Annotated in this window: 21 protein-coding genes; 14 read left to right on the plus strand and 7 right to left on the minus strand. The window is 37.0% G+C overall.

Going from position 1 to position 20,803, the window contains the following annotated elements; all coding sequences use genetic code 11:
* Positions 1-105 precede the first annotated feature (105 nt).
* The 8 genes from ACFVQC_RS09925 to ACFVQC_RS09960 all read left to right on the plus strand — a co-directional run bounded on the left by ACFVQC_RS09925 (position 106) and on the right by ACFVQC_RS09960 (position 8,841).
* Positions 106-1,302 carry an oxalate decarboxylase family bicupin gene (locus ACFVQC_RS09925; protein ID WP_377898256.1) on the plus strand — a complete coding sequence of 399 codons (1,197 nt, stop codon included), beginning with the start codon at positions 106-108 and terminating at the stop codon, positions 1,300-1,302.
* A gap of 150 nt (positions 1,303-1,452) precedes the next feature.
* A complete protein-coding gene (gene glpP, locus ACFVQC_RS09930) occupies positions 1,453-2,013 on the plus strand; it encodes a glycerol uptake operon antiterminator GlpP (protein WP_000394293.1) in 561 nt (186 codons plus the stop codon).
* A 227-nt stretch (positions 2,014-2,240) separates the two neighbouring features.
* Positions 2,241-3,062 (plus strand): glycerol uptake facilitator protein GlpF, encoded by an 822-nt coding sequence (gene glpF, locus ACFVQC_RS09935; protein ID WP_070141165.1) that lies wholly within the window; start codon positions 2,241-2,243, stop codon positions 3,060-3,062.
* 12 nt (positions 3,063-3,074) lie between these two features.
* Positions 3,075-4,565 (plus strand): glycerol kinase GlpK, encoded by a 1,491-nt coding sequence (gene glpK / locus ACFVQC_RS09940; RefSeq protein ID WP_377898257.1) that lies wholly within the window; start codon positions 3,075-3,077, stop codon positions 4,563-4,565.
* Positions 4,566-4,698: 133 nt separating this feature from the next.
* Positions 4,699-6,381, plus strand: a complete 1,683-nt coding sequence (gene glpD / locus ACFVQC_RS09945) for an aerobic glycerol-3-phosphate dehydrogenase (RefSeq protein ID WP_377898258.1) — start codon at positions 4,699-4,701, stop codon at positions 6,379-6,381.
* A gap of 235 nt (positions 6,382-6,616) precedes the next feature.
* Positions 6,617-7,150: a sigma-70 family RNA polymerase sigma factor gene (locus ACFVQC_RS09950; RefSeq protein WP_377898259.1), complete on the plus strand. Its 534-nt coding sequence runs from the start codon at positions 6,617-6,619 to the stop codon at positions 7,148-7,150.
* Positions 7,151-7,154: 4 nt separating this feature from the next.
* Complete coding sequence (locus ACFVQC_RS09955) at positions 7,155-7,562, plus strand: PadR family transcriptional regulator (protein ID WP_377898260.1); 408 nt, start codon at positions 7,155-7,157, stop codon at positions 7,560-7,562.
* 7 nt (positions 7,563-7,569) lie between these two features.
* Entirely contained in the window at positions 7,570-8,841 is a 1,272-nt protein-coding gene (locus ACFVQC_RS09960) for an FtsW/RodA/SpoVE family cell cycle protein (RefSeq protein ID WP_377898261.1), read from the plus strand.
* 101 nt (positions 8,842-8,942) lie between these two features.
* On the opposite strand, the gene ACFVQC_RS09965 is transcribed toward ACFVQC_RS09960, so the two are convergent.
* Both ACFVQC_RS09965 and helD read right to left on the minus strand, forming a co-directional pair.
* On the minus strand, positions 8,943-9,506 hold the full coding sequence (locus tag ACFVQC_RS09965) for a hypothetical protein (protein ID WP_377894911.1): 564 nt from the start codon (positions 9,504-9,506) through the stop codon (positions 8,943-8,945).
* A gap of 86 nt (positions 9,507-9,592) precedes the next feature.
* On the minus strand, positions 9,593-11,923 hold the full coding sequence (gene helD / locus ACFVQC_RS09970; RefSeq protein ID WP_377898262.1) for an RNA polymerase recycling motor HelD: 2,331 nt from the start codon (positions 11,921-11,923) through the stop codon (positions 9,593-9,595).
* Positions 11,924-12,278: 355 nt separating this feature from the next.
* Between helD and ACFVQC_RS09975 the strand changes: the two genes are divergently transcribed.
* Complete coding sequence (locus ACFVQC_RS09975) at positions 12,279-12,686, plus strand: hypothetical protein (RefSeq protein ID WP_377894914.1); 408 nt, start codon at positions 12,279-12,281, stop codon at positions 12,684-12,686.
* A gap of 157 nt (positions 12,687-12,843) precedes the next feature.
* Here the strand turns inward: ACFVQC_RS09975 and prsA are convergent, their stop codons facing one another.
* Both prsA and ACFVQC_RS09985 read right to left on the minus strand, forming a co-directional pair.
* Entirely contained in the window at positions 12,844-13,710 is an 867-nt protein-coding gene (prsA, locus tag ACFVQC_RS09980; RefSeq protein ID WP_002150078.1) for a peptidylprolyl isomerase PrsA, read from the minus strand.
* 448 nt (positions 13,711-14,158) lie between these two features.
* Positions 14,159-14,353 carry a hypothetical protein gene (locus ACFVQC_RS09985; RefSeq protein ID WP_000172692.1) on the minus strand — a complete coding sequence of 65 codons (195 nt, stop codon included), beginning with the start codon at positions 14,351-14,353 and terminating at the stop codon, positions 14,159-14,161.
* Positions 14,354-14,471: 118 nt separating this feature from the next.
* Here ACFVQC_RS09985 and ACFVQC_RS09990 point away from each other — a divergent pair, with 118 nt between their 5' ends.
* Positions 14,472-14,807, plus strand: coding sequence for a DUF1878 family protein (locus ACFVQC_RS09990; protein WP_002150076.1), 336 nt, complete (start codon positions 14,472-14,474; stop codon positions 14,805-14,807).
* Positions 14,808-14,812: 5 nt separating this feature from the next.
* Here the strand turns inward: ACFVQC_RS09990 and ACFVQC_RS09995 are convergent, their stop codons facing one another.
* From ACFVQC_RS09995 to ACFVQC_RS10005, 3 genes are all read right to left on the minus strand, one after another.
* Entirely contained in the window at positions 14,813-15,370 is a 558-nt protein-coding gene (locus tag ACFVQC_RS09995) for an HTH-type transcriptional regulator Hpr (RefSeq protein WP_002150075.1), read from the minus strand.
* Positions 15,371-15,669: 299 nt separating this feature from the next.
* Complete coding sequence (locus ACFVQC_RS10000; protein ID WP_377894181.1) at positions 15,670-16,032, minus strand: YtxH domain-containing protein; 363 nt, start codon at positions 16,030-16,032, stop codon at positions 15,670-15,672.
* Positions 16,033-16,240: 208 nt separating this feature from the next.
* The gene (locus tag ACFVQC_RS10005) at positions 16,241-16,675 is read right to left on the minus strand and encodes an HIT family protein (RefSeq protein WP_001016832.1); all 435 of its coding nucleotides are present in this window, start codon (positions 16,673-16,675) and stop codon (positions 16,241-16,243) included.
* A 582-nt stretch (positions 16,676-17,257) separates the two neighbouring features.
* Between ACFVQC_RS10005 and ecsA the strand changes: the two genes are divergently transcribed.
* The 4 genes from ecsA to ACFVQC_RS10025 all read left to right on the plus strand — a co-directional run bounded on the left by ecsA (position 17,258) and on the right by ACFVQC_RS10025 (position 20,801).
* The gene (ecsA, locus tag ACFVQC_RS10010) at positions 17,258-18,001 is read left to right on the plus strand and encodes an ABC transporter ATP-binding protein EcsA (RefSeq protein ID WP_001292616.1); all 744 of its coding nucleotides are present in this window, start codon (positions 17,258-17,260) and stop codon (positions 17,999-18,001) included.
* Positions 17,994-19,205, plus strand: coding sequence for an ABC transporter permease (locus tag ACFVQC_RS10015; protein ID WP_377898263.1), 1,212 nt, complete (start codon positions 17,994-17,996; stop codon positions 19,203-19,205). Before ecsA ends, ACFVQC_RS10015 begins: the two co-directional genes overlap by 8 nt.
* 13 nt (positions 19,206-19,218) lie before the next feature.
* Positions 19,219-19,926: an ecs operon protein EcsC gene (gene ecsC / locus ACFVQC_RS10020; protein ID WP_377894186.1), complete on the plus strand. Its 708-nt coding sequence runs from the start codon at positions 19,219-19,221 to the stop codon at positions 19,924-19,926.
* Between the two features lie 137 nt (positions 19,927-20,063).
* A complete protein-coding gene (locus ACFVQC_RS10025) occupies positions 20,064-20,801 on the plus strand; it encodes a (Fe-S)-binding protein (RefSeq protein ID WP_377894189.1) in 738 nt (245 codons plus the stop codon).
* Positions 20,802-20,803 lie beyond the last annotated feature (2 nt).

The following is a 20,803-nucleotide window of genomic DNA, read 5'->3' on the forward strand; positions in this document are numbered from 1 at the left end:
AATCTCTGCTAAGAATATAAAGGGTTCGTATCAATAGTAACTGTAACCATCCAAAGCCCAATTCATACACTATGATTAATAATCGGATGAAAAAGGAGTGTAATGATGAAAAAACGTACTGTTAATGAAACAGGAGGGAATGTGCCACAACCAATCCGCAGTGATGGAGCAGGTGCGATTGATTCTGGGCCACGTAATGTTATGCGGGATATTCAAAATCCGAATATGCTCGTGCCGCCTATTACGGATGCGGGATTAGTTCCTAACTTGAAATTTTCGTTCTCAGACACTTCTATGATCTTAAAACAAGGTGGGTGGTCTCGGGAGATTACTGTTCGGGAACTTCCGGTTTCGACTACGATTGCTGGGGTAAATATGAGCTTAACGGCCGGTGGGGTGCGTGAACTTCATTGGCATAAGGAAGCGGAATGGGCGTATATGCTTTTAGGACGGGCACGAATAACTGCAGTTGATCAAAATGGCCGGAATTTTATTGCTGATGTTGGTCCGGGGGATCTTTGGTATTTCCCGCCTGGTATCCCGCATTCCATTCAAGGGATGGAACATTGTGAATTTCTGCTCGTTTTCGATGATGGACATTTTTCTGATCTATCTACCCTATCCATCTCCGATTGGTTCGCGCATACTCCAAAAGAGATTCTATCGGCTAATTTCGGAGTACCAGAGAGTGCTTTTAACTCTATTCCTTCAGAGCAAATCTATATTTATCAAGGAGAGGTACCGGGTTCGCTTGAGAGTCAGGAAGTCCAGTCACCTGAAGGAGAAATTCCTTTAACCTTCAAGCACGAATTGTCAAAACAAACACCTATCAAGACCCCTGGTGGTAGTGTCCGAATTGTAGATTCTACGAATTTTCCTATTTCAAAAACAATCGCAGCAGCGCTCGTTGAGATTGAGCCTGGTGGAATGAGAGAGCTTCATTGGCACCCGAATAATGATGAGTGGCAATATTATCTTACCGGGCAAGCGAGAATGACGGTGTTTCTTGGGGATGGTGCAGCTCGTACATTTGATTATAGAGCTGGTGATGTTGGATATGTACCGTTTGCTACCGGACACTATATTCAAAACACTGGTACCGAAACATTATGGTTTTTAGAGATGTTCAAAAGTAACCTTTTTGAAGATGTATCGTTAAATCAATGGATGGCACTGACTCCTAAAGAAATAGTGGAAAGTAATGTACATGTTGGCCCGCAATTGATGGATTCCTTACGTAAGCAAAAATGGCCTGTTGTGAAATATCCGGGTTTTTCATATAATCCAAAATCAGATGAATGAAATGGAGATGTACGCTATTCTTTCTGTAGAAGTATAGGAAGGGATGGTGTTTTTGTTTGTATGAATAAATTAAAAGAAATTCCCTACACTAGCTGTTCTTTCCACTTAAATTGTGTACTATAAAGAATAGACAGGAAGGGGACATTTAGAATGGAATTTCATGAACAGAAGATATTGCCGGCAGTGAGGCAAATTAAAGATTTGGAAAAGCTATTACATAGTTCGTATGAGTATATTGTTATTTTAGATATTCATGTTGGTCAATTGAAGAGTGTTGTGTCACTCGCGAAGCAGCATAATAAAAAAGTATTTTTACATGTTGATTTGATCCATGGATTACAAAGTGATGGGCATGCGACGGAATTTTTATGCCAAGAATATAAACCGTACGGGTTATTATCGACAAAGGCGAGTGTAATTATGAAGGCGAAGCAAAAAGGTGTTGTCTCCATTCAACGCATCTTTTTAATTGATTCTAGCGCGATGGAAAAGAGCTGTAATTTGCTAGAAAAGACGAAGCCGGATTATATAGAGGTGCTTCCCGGTGCGTTAACGGGTGTCATTGCTGAGGTGAAAGAGCGTACAGGTGTACCGATTTTAGCAGGTGGTTTTATTCGAACGGTAGAAGACGTTGAAAGAGCGTTAAATGCTGGTGCGACAGCAATTACGACATCGAAAAAAGAATTATGGAAACATTACCAAAAAAAGTGACGAAAATGTGAAAAATTCTATTGACACCGCTTTCATTAGAGGTTAACATTATAGACAAGTTAATAAACGTGACGGAGAAAAGAAGAGATCCACATTTTATTGTTTCTATATATATATTATAGAAGCATGTAAGCTGTGGATCTTTTTCTTTTGAAAAAAAACGAATGGCCATTCATTTTACCTCTATCACTTTTCGAAAGCATTTAAATTGATTGTGGAGGGATTTTATGTCAGCATTTTTAGGGGAATTAATAGGGACAGCGTTGTTAATCTTACTTGGTGGCGGTGTTTGCGCTGGTGTAAGTTTAAAGAAGTCGTTTGCGAAAGATTCTGGTTGGATTGTAATTACAATGGGCTGGGGCTTAGCGGTTGCTATGGCAGCGTATGCAGTTGGATCAATTAGTGGGGCACATTTGAATCCGGCTTTAACGATAGGACTTGCTTTTAAGGGAGCGTTCCCATGGAGTGACGTACCTATGTATATCGCAGCACAAATGATTGGGGCAATTATCGGGGCAGTTCTCGTATATTTACATTACTTACCACACTGGAAAGAAACAGAGGATCCAGGAACAAAGTTAGGTGTATTTGCAACAGGTCCAGCAATTCCGAACACATTTACAAACCTTTTAAGTGAAATGATTGGAACATTCGTTTTAGTATTTGGTATATTAGCAATTGGAGCAAATAAATTTGCAGATGGTTTAAATCCATTTATCGTAGGTTTCTTAATTGTAAGTATTGGTTTATCATTAGGTGGAACAACAGGATACGCAATCAACCCGGCTCGTGATTTAGGTCCGCGTATTGCACACTTCTTCCTTCCGATTGCAGGAAAGGGCGGTTCAAACTGGAAGTATGCATGGATTCCAGTAGTTGGTCCAATTCTAGGTGGATCACTTGCAGGATTATTCCATCAAGTTGTATTTGAAGGAAAACAAAATTCAGCACTTATTTATGTGATTATTGCAACTGTGATTGTACTAGCAATCTCTTATATGACAAGTAAAAAAAGTGGAGCTACTACAAATAGTAGAAAAGTAGCATAGGGGGAAACTGATATGAAAAAATATATTCTTTCATTAGACCAAGGAACAACTAGCTCACGCGCAATTCTTTTCAATAAAGAAGGAAAAATCGTTCATTCAGCTCAAAAAGAGTTTACGCAACATTTTCCAAAGCCAGGCTGGGTTGAGCATAATGCACAAGAAATTTGGGGATCTATTTTAGCAGTTATCGCAACTTGCTTAAGCGAAGCAGATGTGAAGCCAGAACAAATCGCTGGTATCGGTATTACGAACCAACGTGAAACAGCGGTTGTATGGGATAAAACAACTGGAAAACCAATTTATAACGCAATCGTATGGCAATCTCGTCAAACAGTTGAAATTTGTGATGAGTTAAAAGAAAAAGGTTATAGCGAGATGGTTCGCGAAAAAACAGGTCTTTTAATTGATGCATACTTCTCTGGTACGAAAGTAAAATGGATTTTAGACAACGTTGAAGGTGCAAGAGAAAAAGCGGAAAACGGCGAGTTATTATTCGGAACAATTGATACATGGCTTGTATGGAAATTGTCTGGCGGGAAAGCGCACGTAACAGATTACTCAAATGCATCACGTACATTAATGTTTAACATTCACGACTTACAGTGGGATGATAAACTTCTAGACATGTTAACAGTACCAAAGAGCATGCTTCCAGAAGTACGTCAATCATCGGAAATATATGGAGAAACAATTGATTACCACTTCTTCGGTCAAAATGTACCGATTGCAGGTATAGCTGGTGACCAGCAAGCGGCATTATTTGGACAAGCTTGTTTCGGTGAAGGTATGGCGAAGAACACTTACGGAACTGGTTGCTTTATGTTAATGAACACAGGCGAAAAAGCAGTAGCTTCTGAGCATGGCCTATTAACAACAATTGCATGGGGTTTAGATGGTAAAGTGAATTACGCATTAGAAGGAAGTATTTTCGTAGCAGGTTCTGCAATTCAGTGGTTACGTGACGGAATGCGCATGTTTAAAGATGCGAGTGAGAGTGAAGTGTATGCTAGCCGTGTTGAATCAACTGAAGGTGTATACATAGTACCAGCATTCGTAGGATTAGGTACACCGTACTGGGATAGTGAAGTACGCGGCGCTATGTTTGGTGTAACGCGCGGTACGACGAAGGAGCATTTCATTCGTGCAACGCTAGAATCGTTAGCATACCAAACGAAAGATGTATTATGCGCGATGGAAGCTGATTCAGGTATTGAACTGAACACATTACGCGTTGACGGGGGAGCAGTTAAGAATAACTTCTTAATGCAGTTCCAAAGCGATATGTTAGACGTTCCTGTAGAGCGTCCGGTGATCAGTGAAACGACAGCTTTAGGTGCAGCATACTTAGCTGGTCTTGCGGTTGGATATTGGAAAAACCAAGACGAAATTAAAGCGCAGTGGAATATGGATAAACGCTTTACACCGGCAATGGAAGCGGAAACAAGCGAAGAGCTATATGCTGGATGGAAAAAGGCAATTGAAGCAACAAAAGCTTTCAAATAATCATAAACAGTGTTATAATGATGACAAGTTAATAATTCGGTAGGAGATTTGGAGAGACCACAACACGCTATAGAGGCGAAATCTATAGCGGAGTTCGTGGTCTCTTTTTTCGTTATCAAAGGGAGGAATTACCATGAAATTTTCAAGTAAACAACGTAAAGACGTATTAAACGGAGTAAATAAACAAGAGTTAGATGTGATCGTAATTGGTGGAGGTATTACTGGTTCTGGTATTGCATTAGATGGGGCAACACGCGGTTTATCAACAATTGTGTTTGAAATGCAGGACTTTGCAGCAGGTACATCAAGTCGTTCAACGAAACTTGTACACGGCGGTTTACGTTATTTAAAACAACTTGAAGTGAAAATGGTAGCAGAGGTGGGGAAAGAGCGTGCGATCGTATATGAGAACGGTCCCCATGTAACAACACCAGAGTGGATGTTACTTCCGTTCCATACAGGCGGCACGTTCGGGTCATTTAGTACATCAATTGGTCTTCGTGTATACGACTTCCTAGCAGGTGTAAAACGAAGCGAGCGCAGAAAGATGTTTAACCGTGAAGAAACGCTAAATAAAGAGCCTCTTGTAAAACAAGAAGGATTAAAAGGCGGCGGTTACTACGTAGAATATCGTACAGATGATGCGCGTCTTACAATTGAAGTAATGAAAGAAGCAATTGAACATGGTGCGAAAGCTGTTAACTACGCAAAAGTAGACAATTTCTTATATAAAGATGGAAAAGTATGCGGTGTACGTGTAATCGATTTACTAGACGGAGAAGTGTACGAAGTTTACGGTAAGAAAATTGTAAACGCAGCCGGTCCTTGGGTAGACACACTTCGTGAAAAAGATAACTCGAAAAAAGGGAAAGTACTTCAATTATCAAAAGGTGTTCACTTAGTAATTGATCAAAAACGTTTCCCATTAGGGCAAGCGATTTACTTTGATACACCAGATAAACGTATGGTGTTTGCGATTCCTCGCGAAGGAAAAACGTACGTAGGTACAACGGATACGTTCTATGATAAAGACGCAGCTGTACCACACATGACAACAGAAGATCGCACATACATCATTAATGCGATTAACTACATGTTCCCGAGTGTGAAAATTACAGAAAAAGATGTGGAATCAAGCTGGGCTGGTGTACGTCCGTTAATTTACGAAGAAGGTAAAAACGCATCTGAAATTTCTCGTAAAGATGAAATTTGGACTTCTGAATCTGGTTTAATTACAATCGCAGGCGGTAAATTAACAGGATACCGCAAAATGGCTGAAATGGTAGTAGACTACGTAACGAATCTATTACAAAAAGAAGGTCATAGCGCATATCCGAAGAGCGATACGAAACATATGCCAATCTCTGGTGGTCATGTAAGTGGTTCACACGGATTCTCGGCATTTATCGCGAAAAAAGCAGGCGAAGGTACAAAATACGGTTTAACGACAGCGCAAGCGGAAGAATTCGCGAAATTCTACGGCTCTAACGTTGACGTACTGTTCGATTTAGCGAAAAAACATAAAGAAGAAGCGAAAGAATACAACATGCCGCTAGACGTTCTAATCCCGCTTGTATACGCAATGGATTACGAAATGACAGCGAAACCAGTTGACTTCTTCGTACGCCGCAGAGGCGCTGTATTCTTCAACATCCACTGGGTATACGAGTGGAAAGAAGCAGTAATCAACTACATGGCTGCGAAACTTGGCTGGAGCAAAGAAGAGCAAATGAAATACACAGCTGAACTAGAAAAAGCGTTAAGAGACGCTGTAATTCCTGTAGATCAACAAGAGCAGGCAGCTGCGTTAGCGTAAAATAGAGAACCACCTGAAGGGGAGCCTTTAGGTGGTTTTTTGTTATATTATGAATGCGCTAAAATTTTGACTATAAGTGAATATAAAGTGTTGTATCATAATAAAAGGTTTACTCTTAGTAAAGAAAAATTAAGGTTTAAAAAAACGGTACGGACATTGCCAACCGTTTTTTTTATGGATTTATAAAACTTTTCCATAGAGTGCGTCGTCTAATATATGGGAAGGAGGAAATGATGTGGATGAATTAACGGTAGAAGCGTTTGAAATAGAAGATAAGGAGGACCTTATCGACGAAATAATGAACAAGTATGGACAAGAAGTCTTACAGCTTGTGTACTCATATGTGAATAATAAAGAAGTTGCGGAGGATTTAACGCAAGATATATTTGTGAAATGCTATAAATCTCTTCATACATATAAAGGGAATTCGAACTTAAAAACATGGTTATGGAGAATCGCAATTAATCATTGTAAGGACTATATAAAAAGTTGGTATAACAAAAAGGTAATCGTGACAGAGGATGAATCTGCTTATATTGAGGTTCAACATGATAGTGTCGAGCAAACAGTTATTCAAAATGCAGAGGATAGTAGGCTTGCTTCTGCAGTAATGAATTTACCGATAAAATATCGAGAAGTGATTTATCTATTTTATTATGAAGAATTATCAATTAAAGAGATTGCGATTGTAATAGAAGTGAAGGAAAATACGATAAAAACTAGACTGAAAAAAGCGAAGGAGCTTTTGAAGAAAGGATTGGAGGAATAATCAAATGGAAGATCGATTAAAAGGCTTGCAAAAATCAATGGAGAACACAACTTTTAAACATTTGAGTTTTTCTGATCAGCATCGAAAGCGGGTACGTGAAAAAATCAATCAATCACACGAAAATGAAGAAGACATCTCTTTAGCGGTTTTACAACTTCTTATGAATGAAAAAACAGGGTACGAACTGGGGCAGCTATTGCGAGGGAGAGGAATTCAAAAATTCGAAGGAAATGAAGGTTTTTTATACACTTTATTACACCGCTTGGAACAGAATCGCTTTATCCAATCTAGCTGGGATCATGCGGGAGCTAAATATTATCAATTAAATGATAAAGGAAACAAGATGTTACGAAAGGCAGAAAAAGATTCTACGAAGGCACGATTTATATTAAAAGGATTAGTACAGGAGTGAGGCGGAATTGAATAAAAAAGGGGAGCATTTTTTAAGCGAAGTTACCAATCATATTAAATCAAAAGAAGCAAAGAGCTTTGTGGCTACTGAACTAGATTTTCACTTGAAGCAAGCGGAAAATATGTGGATGGATAAAGGGTTAAGTAAGGAAGTTGCTGAAGACAAAGCTGTTGAACAAATGGGAAGTCCAATTAAACTTGGCCGGGAACTTAACAAACTTCATAAGCCAAAGGTTGAGTGGTTTCTAATTATTTTATTAGTGACTGCTATGGGGTTAGGTTTTCTGCCAGTTATAGCTTTTGGACATACGAATGATTTACTAATGAATAAGATAATATTTGTTATTCTTGGCGTTGCAGCAGCTCTTGGGATGATGCTGATTGATTATCGGAAGTTAGAAAGACTCGGATGGTTGTTTTACACAATCGGAGTACTTATCCTGTTAATGCTATACTGTTTTCCGAACGCTTCGATGGCTGGCGAACCGTTAATAAAAATTGGTCCCATTGCAATTGACTGCTTAATGGCAGTGCCGTTCTTTTTTCTAGCTTGGGCTTCTTTTTTCAATAACGGTAGGTTAAAGGTTATACATCTCGTGGTTTTGTATTTATTTTCTTTGTATTTATTCTTCATTGTATCAACTCTTTCAACAATTTTTATTTATATCACGATGATATTTGTTATGCTTTGGTGGAGTAAGTTAGGAAAGAAAAAAGCATTGATTATTACAATTGTACCAATTTGTTTATTGAGTATAAGAGTATTTTTTTCCTGGTCCGCATTAAAAGGATATCATTTGGATAGATTTTTAGGTTATTTAAATCCAGAGCGTGATGCAGGGGGCGCAGGGTTTATGTATGTACGTTTAAAAGAGGTAATGTCGTCAGCGGGTTGGTTTGGTACATCTGGAGATACAAAGTTTATCCCTGCTCCAGATACTGATTTTGTGTTTGCAAGTTTGACTTATTATTATGGATATGTGCTTGCGCTAATTCTTGTCTTCGTTCTTTCTCTTTTTGTAGCAAGGATAATGGTCATATCTTATAAAATAAATGATCGGTATGGTAAATTGCTTCTCGTTGGAGGAATGACCCTTTTCGTAGTCCAGTTCATTTATAACGTTGGAATGATCCTAGGTTTATTACCGATTGCTGCTATATCCTTGCCTTTTATTAGTTATGGATTAACACCAACTGTATTTCATGCGCTTTTAATGGGGATCGTGCTGAGTGTATATCGGCGTAAAGATATGTCAGTGAGAATGCAAAAGACACCTTGATACTTATATAAGTTGTATATAAAAGAATTCATTATTATGATCAAGTATAAACGTAAATAGATAGTAGTGGAGGGTTATGACAAATAACCCTCTTGTTGTATTTAAATAAGTGAACTAGCCTCAATAGAAATACATAATTCAGAACGAGAGATTGATTCAGCTAGTTGTTGTAAATATAAGTATTCTTTCGCATCTTTTTCGGAAGTGTTAGGATCTAATAAAGGTGAAGAAAGAAGTACATCAATTGTAAGTATGTCTGAATCATGAGAAGAGATATTATAGCCCGCAAATACAGGTCGTTTTAAGTCTTTTACTTTTTGAATCATCTTATGGAATTTCGTAACACTTATATTAATTTTGGCTAATGGAAAGCATTTTTGGATAGGGTTCTCGATGGTCTTTCTAATTTTATAATCGTATACGTAATAGTACTTCTCTTGCTGTTCAAGTGATTGTAATTCTTTCGTTAATAAGTGGTATTTGTCTGTAAGTCCAGTTGTGAGTGCATCATTTTCTGCACCAACTAATAAGGTGAAAGGTCTTGATGATGAGATTGAAATGGTGCGGACGTTTAGTTCGGTAAAAGTGGGATTAGATTGTAAAATGGTATGTAATTTTTCGGTAGAAAACTCACCGTCATAAATAGCAATGAAATAATGATTCATCTTTTCACTCCTTAATTTTTTCTAAAATGATATATTCTATTTTTTAGTTGTAAGTCCTGCATAAAAAAGAAACACCTTGATTAATATCAAGGTGTAATAAGCTCAAAACTCTCCGTATCAGCCCCCATCACAAAAGGACTAACCTCACCAACGCTATAAAGCTGCAATTCATGCATCGCGCGCGTACAAGCAGTGTAGAACAATCTACGAAGGCTTGCATCACTGTACACATCTTTAGAGGCATTGTAAATAATAACAGCATCAAATTCGATACCCTTCGCTAAATAAGCAGGGATAATGACAATGCCTTGCTCATACTCAGCAGAGTTACTTTTCACAAGTTTAATATTCTCGATATGACTGAGTGCTTCGTAGGCAGCGGCACTTTCGGCTGCGGATTTACATATAATTGCGATCGTATTGTGCTGTTGTTCTTGTAGTTCAACAACTTTGGAAGTAATACAATTATGCAGTTCGCTGTAATCAGAAACTTTAGTCACTGTAGGTTTCTCGCCGTCACGTTCAAAGGCGTTAATATTCTTTCCTTCCGGTACGAGATAGCGTGTGAATTCAATAATCGGTTTTGTTGAACGATAGCTACGAGTTAAGTTGATGCCGTTCGTTTCATCAGGTCCGTATAAGCTAGTAAGTGTATTGAAATTCACTGCTTCACTCGCATGAGCAAATATCGCTTGGTTAAAGTCCCCGAGTACCGTCATTTTTGCGGCAGGGAAGAGACGTTTTAAAAACTCGAATTGAAACGGAGAGTAATCTTGCGCTTCGTCGACGAGTACGTGTTTAATCGATCTGTTCGTTTGGAAGCCTTCGATTAATTCTTTTAAGAGTAAAAATGGAGTCGCATCCTCGTAATATAGTTTTCCTTCATCAAGCATGTTCACAGTTAATGAGCAAATTTCGTCCCATTCTTTAGGCTTTTCTCCAGTAACCCATGATGCATCTGTGAAGAGTTGTTTATATATGCCTGTGAAATTGATAAAGCGTAGTGTTTGAACGCCTTTACGAAGTGGCTTCAATTTTTTGCGGACAATCATACGTCCAAGTACTTTCGTTTCTTTTTCATAATCATTAAAGGAGTTGTCGTCAAACTCGCCCTTTTTCTGTAAATATTTATAAGCCTTTTGATATTCATCTTTACTAAGTAGTTCAATTTCCTCTTCTACCCAAGGTTTTTTCAGTTCTGCTTTTTCGATTGCATCTATTTGTTTATTTAGCCAATCCGTTAACTTTTCAATTCTATTATGGAAACGGAGGGAGGAGTCTGTATTGTAAAATTGCTCTGTAATTTCTTTAGCAGAGGCAATCAGTTTTCCTCTAAACTTCATTCCTCTAAATAACATGCCTGAAGATTCAAGCGATTGTCTGTACGTTCTAATCATATCGAAAAATTGAGTAGATGCTTTAAATCGAATGCTCGCATTTCTAGTTTTATAGGCAGGGCTATTCGTTTCAGTTAGCATATATTCTAGTTGTTCGTAAGGATCTTCAACGTCAAATGACTTACTGAGTCTATGGTTTAAATATTCTTGGAATGTAACTTGCTGCATATTCTCTTCACCGAGTTCAGGTAGTACGTTAGATACGTAGCTGTTGAACATGGAGTTAGGGGAGAAGAGAATAATTTGATCAGCTTTTAACCATTCGCGATATTTATATAGTAAGTAGGCGATTCGCTGCAGGGCAGCCGACGTTTTACCGCTACCAGCAGCTCCTTGAACGATAAGTAGTCGCCCTTCATCGTGACGGATAATTTCATTTTGCTCGCGCTGGATAGTAGCAACAATACTTTGCATATGTTTGTTTGTTCCTTTTCCAAGCGCTTGTTGCAGGATTTCATCTCCAATTGTGAGGCTCGTATCGAACATAGAATCAATCTCGCCATTTTGAATAATATATTGTAATTTCTTCTCCACATTGCCGCGGATTACGCCTCCTGGTGTGCTGTACTCAGCCGGTCCTGGTGGATAATCGTAGTAAACACTTGAAATTGGTGCGCGCCAATCGTATATAAGAAAATTTTCTCCGCTTGCATCGGTAAGTGTAGCAACGCCGATATAAATTTGCTCTGCGCCAGATTCTCCTTCTTCTTTGAAATCGATTCGTCCGAAGTAAGGTGCTTTATGCATACGGCGTAGTGCGGCAAGTCGATTAAAGGTGTGCTTATGGGTGATTTGTGTTACGGCTAGTGACTGAGCTTGTTGTCTTAAGTTGATAACTGTTTCAAGATAATCGTCAAAAGTATCAGTGTTAACTTTTACATCATCCCAGAAGTGTTTACGAATGTTGATTACTTCTGCCCGGCGTCTGCCAGTGTCACTTTCCAGTTTATCAATTTGCTCCGTAATAGTTTCTATTACGCTATCCAATCGTTTTTGCTCTTGATCAAGTTTTTTGTTCATACGTAAGCACTCCTTTAAAAGTGAAAAATAGAGGTTGACTGAAGATGTGTTTTGGTGTATAATTAAGATACGGATAAATACATTCTCTTGTTTTTTAAGAATGCGTTTCTGTACTAATTTAACATAGTTTTTTAATTTAATCAATGATAATGAGATAAACCTTGGTTCCGTGTGTGATGGAATCGAGGTTTTTTGTGTTGAATGGAGTAAGAGGGGTACGGAAATGATTCTGGGTATTAGGGGCCACTATGGGATTTAAAATGGTGTAGAAATTCATTATGTTAAAAATACTAGAACAGATGAATTTGATGATTTTAAATTTAAAAATTAATTTTTTGTTGATAGGAGCTTGTATATGAAGGTACTGTGTATAAAAAATTCAGGAGATACATTTTCAGAGGGTTTATTAAAACAAGGATATAATCGAGAATCGATTATAAATTTAGAAATCCATAAGGAATATGTGGTTTATGGTATTAGTTCATTGAATGGAGAATTAGACTATTTAATCTTAGGTGAAAATGAAAACTTGCCTTCATGGTACCCAGCCGAATTGTTTGAAGTATCTAATCCTTTACAACCTTTAGAATGGTATTTTGCGGATCATAAAAATAGTAAAGTGACAACAATAGAATATATATGGGGTTATAAAGAATTAGCTTTAAATGATAGACATGCTCTTGGTTTAATGGAAAGAGAGAATAAAGATATGGAAATATTTTTAAAGCGTAAAGCTGAAATTGATGAATTTGATGAATTGTAATAGTAAAGGAACTGATTAACTTATAAAAAACGTAGGAATTAAATATGCCTATGTTTTTTGTACATAACATTTAAATAAACACATATCCACAAATAGCGGGATAAAACTACTACAAAATAAAAAAAAGCTTGGGGCTACCCAAGCTTTTTTTACTTCATTATTTCTTTTCGTCTTTCTTAGCGTCAGCTTTTTTCTCTTCGAAAAGATCTTTCAAATCTTTATCGTCAACTTTTACGTCAGCTTTTTTGATTTCTTTCATCATAAGATCGTTCATGAATTCGCCGTCTTGTGCTTTCTTCGCAACTAACTCTTTTTTCAGGTCAGCTTTTGATTGCTCAAATGATTTTTCTGGTTCTTTAATGTCTGTTACTTTAATGATATGGTAACCAAATTGTGTTTTTACAGGCTCGCTTACTTCATCTTTTTTCAGTTTATAAGCAGCATCTTCGAATTCTTTAACCATTTTACCATGTTCGAAGAATCCTAAGTCGCCACCTTTTTCTTTTGAAGCAGTATCTTCAGAGTATTGTTTCGCTAACTCTTCGAAAGATTTACCTTGTCCAAGTTCTTCTTTAACCTTTTTAGCAGTCGCTTCATCTTTTACAAGAATGTGGCTTGCCTTAACTTGAGGCTTGTAGTTATCTTTTAATTCTTTATCAGTGATTGTTTTCTCGATAGCTTGTTCTTGAGCTAATGAAGCGCGAACGCCATTTTTAACTGTTTCTTCTTTAAGGCCTTGTTGTTTCATTAGTGTATCGAATTGGTCACCGACTTGCTTTTTCATTTCATCGAACTTTTTGTCTACTTCTTTGTCATCGACTTTGTAGTTTTTAATAAGTACTTTTTCCATAACCATGTTATTTAGTACTTGTTTACCAGCTTGTGTCTTCATTTGATTGTAGAACTCTTCTTTAGTGATGTCACCAGCTTTAGATGTAACAATTTTGTCTGATGATGATGATGTTCCACATGCTGATAATGCGATTACACTTGTTGCGGCTAAGGCAAGCATAGCTTTCTTCATTCAATAAACACTCCTACTATTATGTATTTTTAATTTATCCCGTACAAATGAAGAAACGCCTTATGATAGGTTATTTTCGTTCATAAGAACCTGATTAAGTCTCACTGATGTCTTTGCTTTTTTAATATGTAAAAGCACGCTTAACAGGGCTTACCGAGGCTTTAGGATAAAGTTTAGATGCGTGTCGTTTATTTCATAGTATAAGCAATATGTACAAAATTTAATATATCATATTTCGACGAGTTTTCCTATTGATAAAGAAATTTTAACCAGTTTGTGTCAGATTTTGAAAGGGTACCATATTGGGCACATGTCGCATATACAGAAAAGAGGAGGGGATGGGGGATGAATTCTCAACTTATTTTATTACTTGTACTGTTTATTTTATTAGTTATAGTAGGTATAATTTGCTTATAGAGGAAAAAAATGAGGAAGGGGCTTTCCTTCCTCACTTTCCATGGAATATAATTTCTATATAACTAGAAATTAATAGAATGGTAATACATACATTAATAACTCGAAAGACACCGGGCTGGCGGCTCGCAGATATTTGTTTTCGCTCACACAGTGTATGTGTCATGAAATTCGTGTAAAATATAACAAGAAGTGCGAATGCGACAAAGACAACGGTTATAAGAGTCATGAGGCGAGACCTCCTTTTGGCTAAAATACATATACTTTATATATTGTATCATACGATATTTTGTTCGTGTTACAAAATTCAGAAATAGAAGACTTTGTGTTAGGAAGCGAGGGAGAAAATGGACGTTGTAAGAAGACTAGAACAAGCTGAATATTACGTAGACCTACTATTTAAAATGATTGATGAAGAAAAGTGTCCATTTTATTCTTTAATCATAAAGAAAAAAGCTCGTAAAAAAGACATTGAACGTATACTAAAACTTTGTGAAAAGCTGAACGAACAATATGTAGTGGAGAAAGCAGAAGGCCTTCTATTGTTTGATGCGCTATTAGATCAATTTGAAAAAGCGCTTCCACATCAGCTCGAAGTACACGAAACTGCGGAAGCGCTAGCAAAACAAGGTTTATTTAAGCCACTTATGAATGAATTCTTACGCATGATTGCGAAAAAATAAATAGATTATTTCTTAACTAACTTTTGATCGGATTCCGTAAAGTTCTCCTCGATATCTTCTAATGATTTCTCAAAAATATCGATGAAGTCTTGTCCATAAATATTGCGCAGGATTGCAATCAGTTCGATATTTTCTGGGAACTTACCGTAAAAATTACGAAGTTCAAGTGCCCCATTAAAAACAGAATTATTTTCAGGATCATACTCCTCCATTAAGCGAAGTAGCAATTCTTCCCCTTTGTCTGTAATTTCAATGTACGTATTTCGTTTATCATCTTCTTTTTTTGAGAATACAAGATAGCCGCGTTCTTCAAGCTTTTTAGAGAAGTTAAACGCCGTTGAGACGTGCATAACTCCAAACTTAGCAATTTCAGAAATAGAAGCCCCTTTTAAATGATAAGCGATGGTTAAAATGTGATGCTCATTAATGTTTAAATCGTAAGGTTTAATCCACTGTTGCCAATCTTTCTCTACGCATTTCCATAACGCTTTCGATAATTGAGCAATACGTTGGCTGAAAATCATCGCTTCTTTTACCGAGTAATTTTTTTCTCCACTTTTCATTTACTCACCCACTTTAACATTCTTTTTTCATTATTATCTATTATGCCAGTAAAATAAAAATTAATAAAGTCTTTTTGTGAGAATTGTGAAAATTTTTCGGAAAAACAACATTCTATACAAATCATGCATAACTATGGAAGCGTTTTATGAGTCGAGAATACATGTGTTGTCTTTACATGTTAAAGGATAACATATATTGTAAATGCATAAAAACACGACATATCTATGTGATATGCCGTGTTAAGGTCAATTCGTATGAAAAATATTTGTTATATGCAAAAAACTAAGCAGGAATATGTTTACGCTTTTTCTGGAACGGCTTCTTGTAGTTTCTCAATTGACTTTTGAATGTCTAAAATTTCTTTTTCAATATGTCGTTTGTTTTGAGAAATATCTTGTTTCCAGTTAGAAAACGTGTCATGCATATCGTCTTTTAGTTCTTGGAATACTTCTTTACCTTCTGAAGCAGTTTCAACGATTTGACGCTTTAATAACTTTGTATCAGCTGTAATATCAGCTAAAGTCTTTTTAATATCAGTTCCTTTTTCTTTCAGCTTACCGCGCATAGCTTTACCAGAAGAAGGAGTTGAGAAAAGAACGGCTAGTCCAGCAACTGCTCCGCCGCAAAGTACACCTGTAATAAAGGATTTAGCTTTTGACATAAAAGGAAACCTCCTTATTTTTCGTTCGTATTCATGATGTATAAAAGTGTGCATATCTTTAAGACAAGGGGAAGAAAAGTGAGCTTTTCTCTCTTGTACATGCTATGCACAAAAAATCATATCCCCGGCATTTTTTGTGAAGAAACAAGCCATACAATAAATGCCAGAGGAATCGGCTTGATATGTATTACTTCTTATTATAGTGGCACTATTTCACACTATTTGCAATTGTACTTGCGATGTTTTGTAAATTTTCCATTGTATATTCATTTTGGTGTGATTTCCAAACAGCACCGAAACCATCGTTTTCACCGTAGCGTGGAATTAAATGAAGGTGGAAGTGGAATACAGTTTGTCCAGCTTTCTCGCCGTTATTGTTAAGTAGGTTGAAGCCAACTGGATTAAATTCTGCTTTCATTGCATTTGCGATTTTTGGAACGACAGCAAAAATATGTGATGCGATTTCTGGCGTTAACGCAAAAATGTCTTGTTTGTGAACTTTCGGAATAACAAGAGTATGTCCTTTTGTTACTTGACTAATATCTAAAAATGCAAGTACATGTTCATCTTCGTATACTTTTGAACAAGGGATTTGCCCGTCAATAATTTTACAAAAAATACAATTGTCCGCTGTATGATTCATCGATCTCATCCTTTCAAATATCCTTAGCCGTATTTTACCATAATTACATAGGAGAACAAACACGAAAAACAGGAAGCTGACTCAGCTTCCTGTTTTCTGAAGAGGGATTGAAAAAGCATTTTTTTATAATTTACGGTTCGCAGACACCTCATTTATATAAGAAATGCACGGTAAATCGGCTAAAGTTTCTGCCGTAGACACCCCATTTTCAAGTGAAATGAATTGCAATCTTTTTAAAAATGAAATTGTTTATTTTATAAAACAGTATATGCTCTTTCGGAGACACCCCGTTTCGAAAATGAAACAAATTATCTGGTTATGTGTAAATTTCATTGTCCAATTTGGACACCCCATTTCATGATGACTTCACTATGTTGTTGTACTCATCAATTGGTGGTTGCTTTTTCAAGTGTGTTCCTTCTTCACTAATTATGATGTCCGCTTTCGTAAAAATATATGCGAAGAAATTTAAATTTTTTTTTGGAGACATCGATACTATGTAGTGCACCATGATTTTTGGTAAGATGAATATATACATTTCTTACAAAAGTGAATGAATATAAATGAAGAAAGTGGTGTCGTATGAGCGAGTTATTGCGTGTAGAAAATGTTACAGGAGGATATACGAAACGACCTGTACTGCAAAATGTTTCGTTTTCTGTTAATAAAGGCGAACTTGTCGGCTTAATCGGTTTAAATGGAGCCGGGAAGAGTACGACAATTAAACATATCATCGGTTTAATGGAGCCGAAAAAAGGAACTGTCACAATTAACGGGAAAACAATTCGTGATGATATGACAGCGTACCGTTCTAGTTTCTCCTTCATTCCAGAAACGCCAGTATTATATGATGAGTTAACGTTAGAAGAGCATTTGAAATTAACAGCGATGGCGTACGGTGTAGATGAGAAACAGTACGAAGAACGTGTAGGACAACTATTACAAGAATTTCGCATGAAAAATCGCTTGAAATGGTTTCCGTCTCATTTCTCAAAAGGGATGAAACAAAAAGTGATGATTATGAGTGCATTTTTAGTTGAACCATCACTTTACATTGTGGACGAACCTTTCGTTGGGCTTGATCCGTTAGCGATTCAATCACTTCTTCAAATGATGGATCAAATGAAAAAGAGTGGTGCGGGCATCTTAATGAGTACACATATTTTAGCGACGGCAGAGCGCTATTGTGATTCATTCATTATTTTGCATCAAGGTGAAGTGAGAGCGATGGGAACATTATCAGAACTTCAGTCCGGGTTTAACATGCCTGGTGCAACGTTAGATGATATTTACATTGCATTAACAAAGGAAGAAGACTATGAATAGCACAGCGTTATGGAAAGAACGATTTCGGCACTTTCTAAAAGAAGTTCGTACATATAGTAAATACGTATTTAATGATCATTTGAAATTTATTTTCGTATTTATCATCGGCGCAGGAGCGTATTATTACCAGCAATGGTTACAAACGTTAACACCTTCGTTTCCGACAGCGTTCGTTATGGCAGTCTTACTTGGCCTCGTATTAACAGCCGGATCTATACAAACGCTATTAAAAGAAGCGGACCTTGTGTACTTGCTGCCAGTTGAAGAAAAGTTAAAGCCTTACTTTACAAAGGCATTTCTCTTTACGTTTATGATTCAGTTATACATAATCGCAATGGTAGCCGCTGCGCTTGCCCCGTTATACTTCCAGCAAATGAAACAAACAGGAGCGGCTTACATATGGATTGTAATCGCGTTTGTCATTGTAAAAGCGTGGAATTTATTCGTAGCGTGGGAAAAATCATTTTTAACAGATCAAAGCGTTCAAAAAGCAGATTGGTTCATTCGTTTTATCTTAAACGGCTTATTTGTGTACTTCCTTGTAGAACGTACTTCAGTCATTTTTACTGGTGTAATTGTCTTTTTAATGGCGCTATACCTTGCTGTTATGCATCAAAAGGTCAAAGGAAAGCCGCTGAACTGGGAGTATTTAATTTCTGAAGAAGGTAAAAAAATGATGCTGCTGTACCGCATTGCGAATATGTTCGTTGATGTACCGGCGTTAAAAGAGAGAGTATCACGCCGAAAATGGCTTGATTTCATTCTTTCGATGATCGGTGAGAAGCGTACATATTTATACTTATATACGAGAACATTTTTAAGATCAGGTAACTATTTCGGCTTATATGTGCGTTTACTCGCTCTTGGCGGGATTATTCTTTACTTCATCCCATTTTTATATGGACGCTTTATCGTAAGTCTTATTTTCTTATACTTAATCGGCTATCAGCTATTAACCCTTTGGAAACATCACCGCATGAAAATTTGGCTTGATTTATATCCAGTAGGGGGAGATGAGAAGACGAAAGATTTCCTTACTTTATTAAATGCGATTCTCATCATCGGTAGCGTTGTGTTTACAGTTATATTTGCACTTGCGACGAAAGATTTCATGATGACCGGCATTTTATTTGTAGTAAGCATATTATTTAGTATTGGTTTCGTTTATCAATACGGTGCGAAACGCATTGAGCGTTTAAATTGAAAGGAATGAACCTATGATTACATATGAAGAGAAAGTTATAAAAGAATTGGAGCAGTGGAAAGCTACATTCATGAAAGATTCTTCTATGATGACACGGTTCTCTAAAAAAGTGCAGGTGAAAGTGCAACAACTAGTGCCGGCGAAAGTGCAAAAGGTACTAACAGAAACGATTCGGATGATGGTACAAACAATTAGTGCTGGATCAAACTTCATAAAGCCGAAGCTAAAAGAAACGAACTGGTCACTGCAAAGACGAGACGATGAAGTACGTAAAAAAATGGATGAGTACAAAAAAGTCGCAGCGGCAGAAGGAGCAGGAACGGGAGCAGGTGGTATTCTCCTCGGTCTTGCTGATTTTCCGCTTCTACTTACCATTAAAATAAAATTTTTATTTGATGCAGCGACATTGTACGGATTTGATACGAGTAAAAAAGAAGAGCGTCTTTTTATTCTTCACGTTTTCCAGCTTGCTTTTTCGAGTGATGACCATAGAAAAGAAATATGGAAAGCAATTGAAACGTGGGATACAGAAGAAGAAAATCATATGGACTGGGAAAAGTTCCAAACAGAATACCGAGACTATATCGATTTAGCGAAAATGCTTCAGCTTGTCCCAATCATCGGCGCCCCGGTCGGAGCGTATGCGAACTATCAATTATTGCAAAGGCTTGGGGAAGTGACGATGAATTGTTATCGTTTGCGATTGCTTAATAGAAATTAATTTGCGTTACAAAAAGCATCCTAAATTACACATTTAGGATGCTTTTTTTTATTTTTATTCATATTTTTTATTTTTTTACCAATAATATACAAATAAAGTTACTTGAGCTTACTTTACTGTATTTAGGGGTGCAAAATATGAAAGTATCAATATTTATTACTTGTGTTGCAGATGTTTTTTATCCAGAAGTAGGGAAAGATGTTGTGGAAATTCTTGAAGATTTAGGGTGTGACGTGGATTTTCCTAAAACTCAAACGTGCTGCGGACAACCTGCTTATAATAGCGGGTACGTTAAAGAAACAAAAACAGCTGCAAAACATATGATTGAAGCTTTTGCTAGTTCAGAATATGTTGTGGCACCATCGGGGTCTTGCGCTATGATGGTTCACGAGTTTTCTAGCTTATTTTCTGAAAGTGAAGCGGATTGGAAGAAAAAAGCAACTGAACTTGGGAATAAAACGTATGAATTCACACAATTTTTAGTTGAAGTATTAGGGAAAGAAGATTTAGGTGCAGAGCTTCATAAAAAAGCAACGGTTCATACATCTTGTCATATGAGCCGATTAATGGGGATTAAGGAACCGCCGCAAAAATTATTAAAATGTGTAAAGGGACTGGAAGTTGTTTCACTGCCGCATAATTATGATTGCTGCGGATTCGGGGGTACATTCTCAGTGAAAATGCCAGAAATCTCTGAGCAAATGGTCGAGGAAAAAGTAAAGCATATTATGGAAACCGGTGCGGAATTGTTAATTGGGATGGATTGTAGCTGCTTAATGAATATAAAAGGACGTTTAACACGTAATGGTTATCCAATTGATGTAAAACATATTGCTCAAGTATTAAATGAAGATCGAAAACAAGGGGGGATATAGAG

This window comes from Bacillus sp. NPDC057893, assembly GCF_042796455.1.
Lineage (GTDB): Bacteria > Bacillota > Bacilli > Bacillales > Bacillaceae_G > Bacillus_A.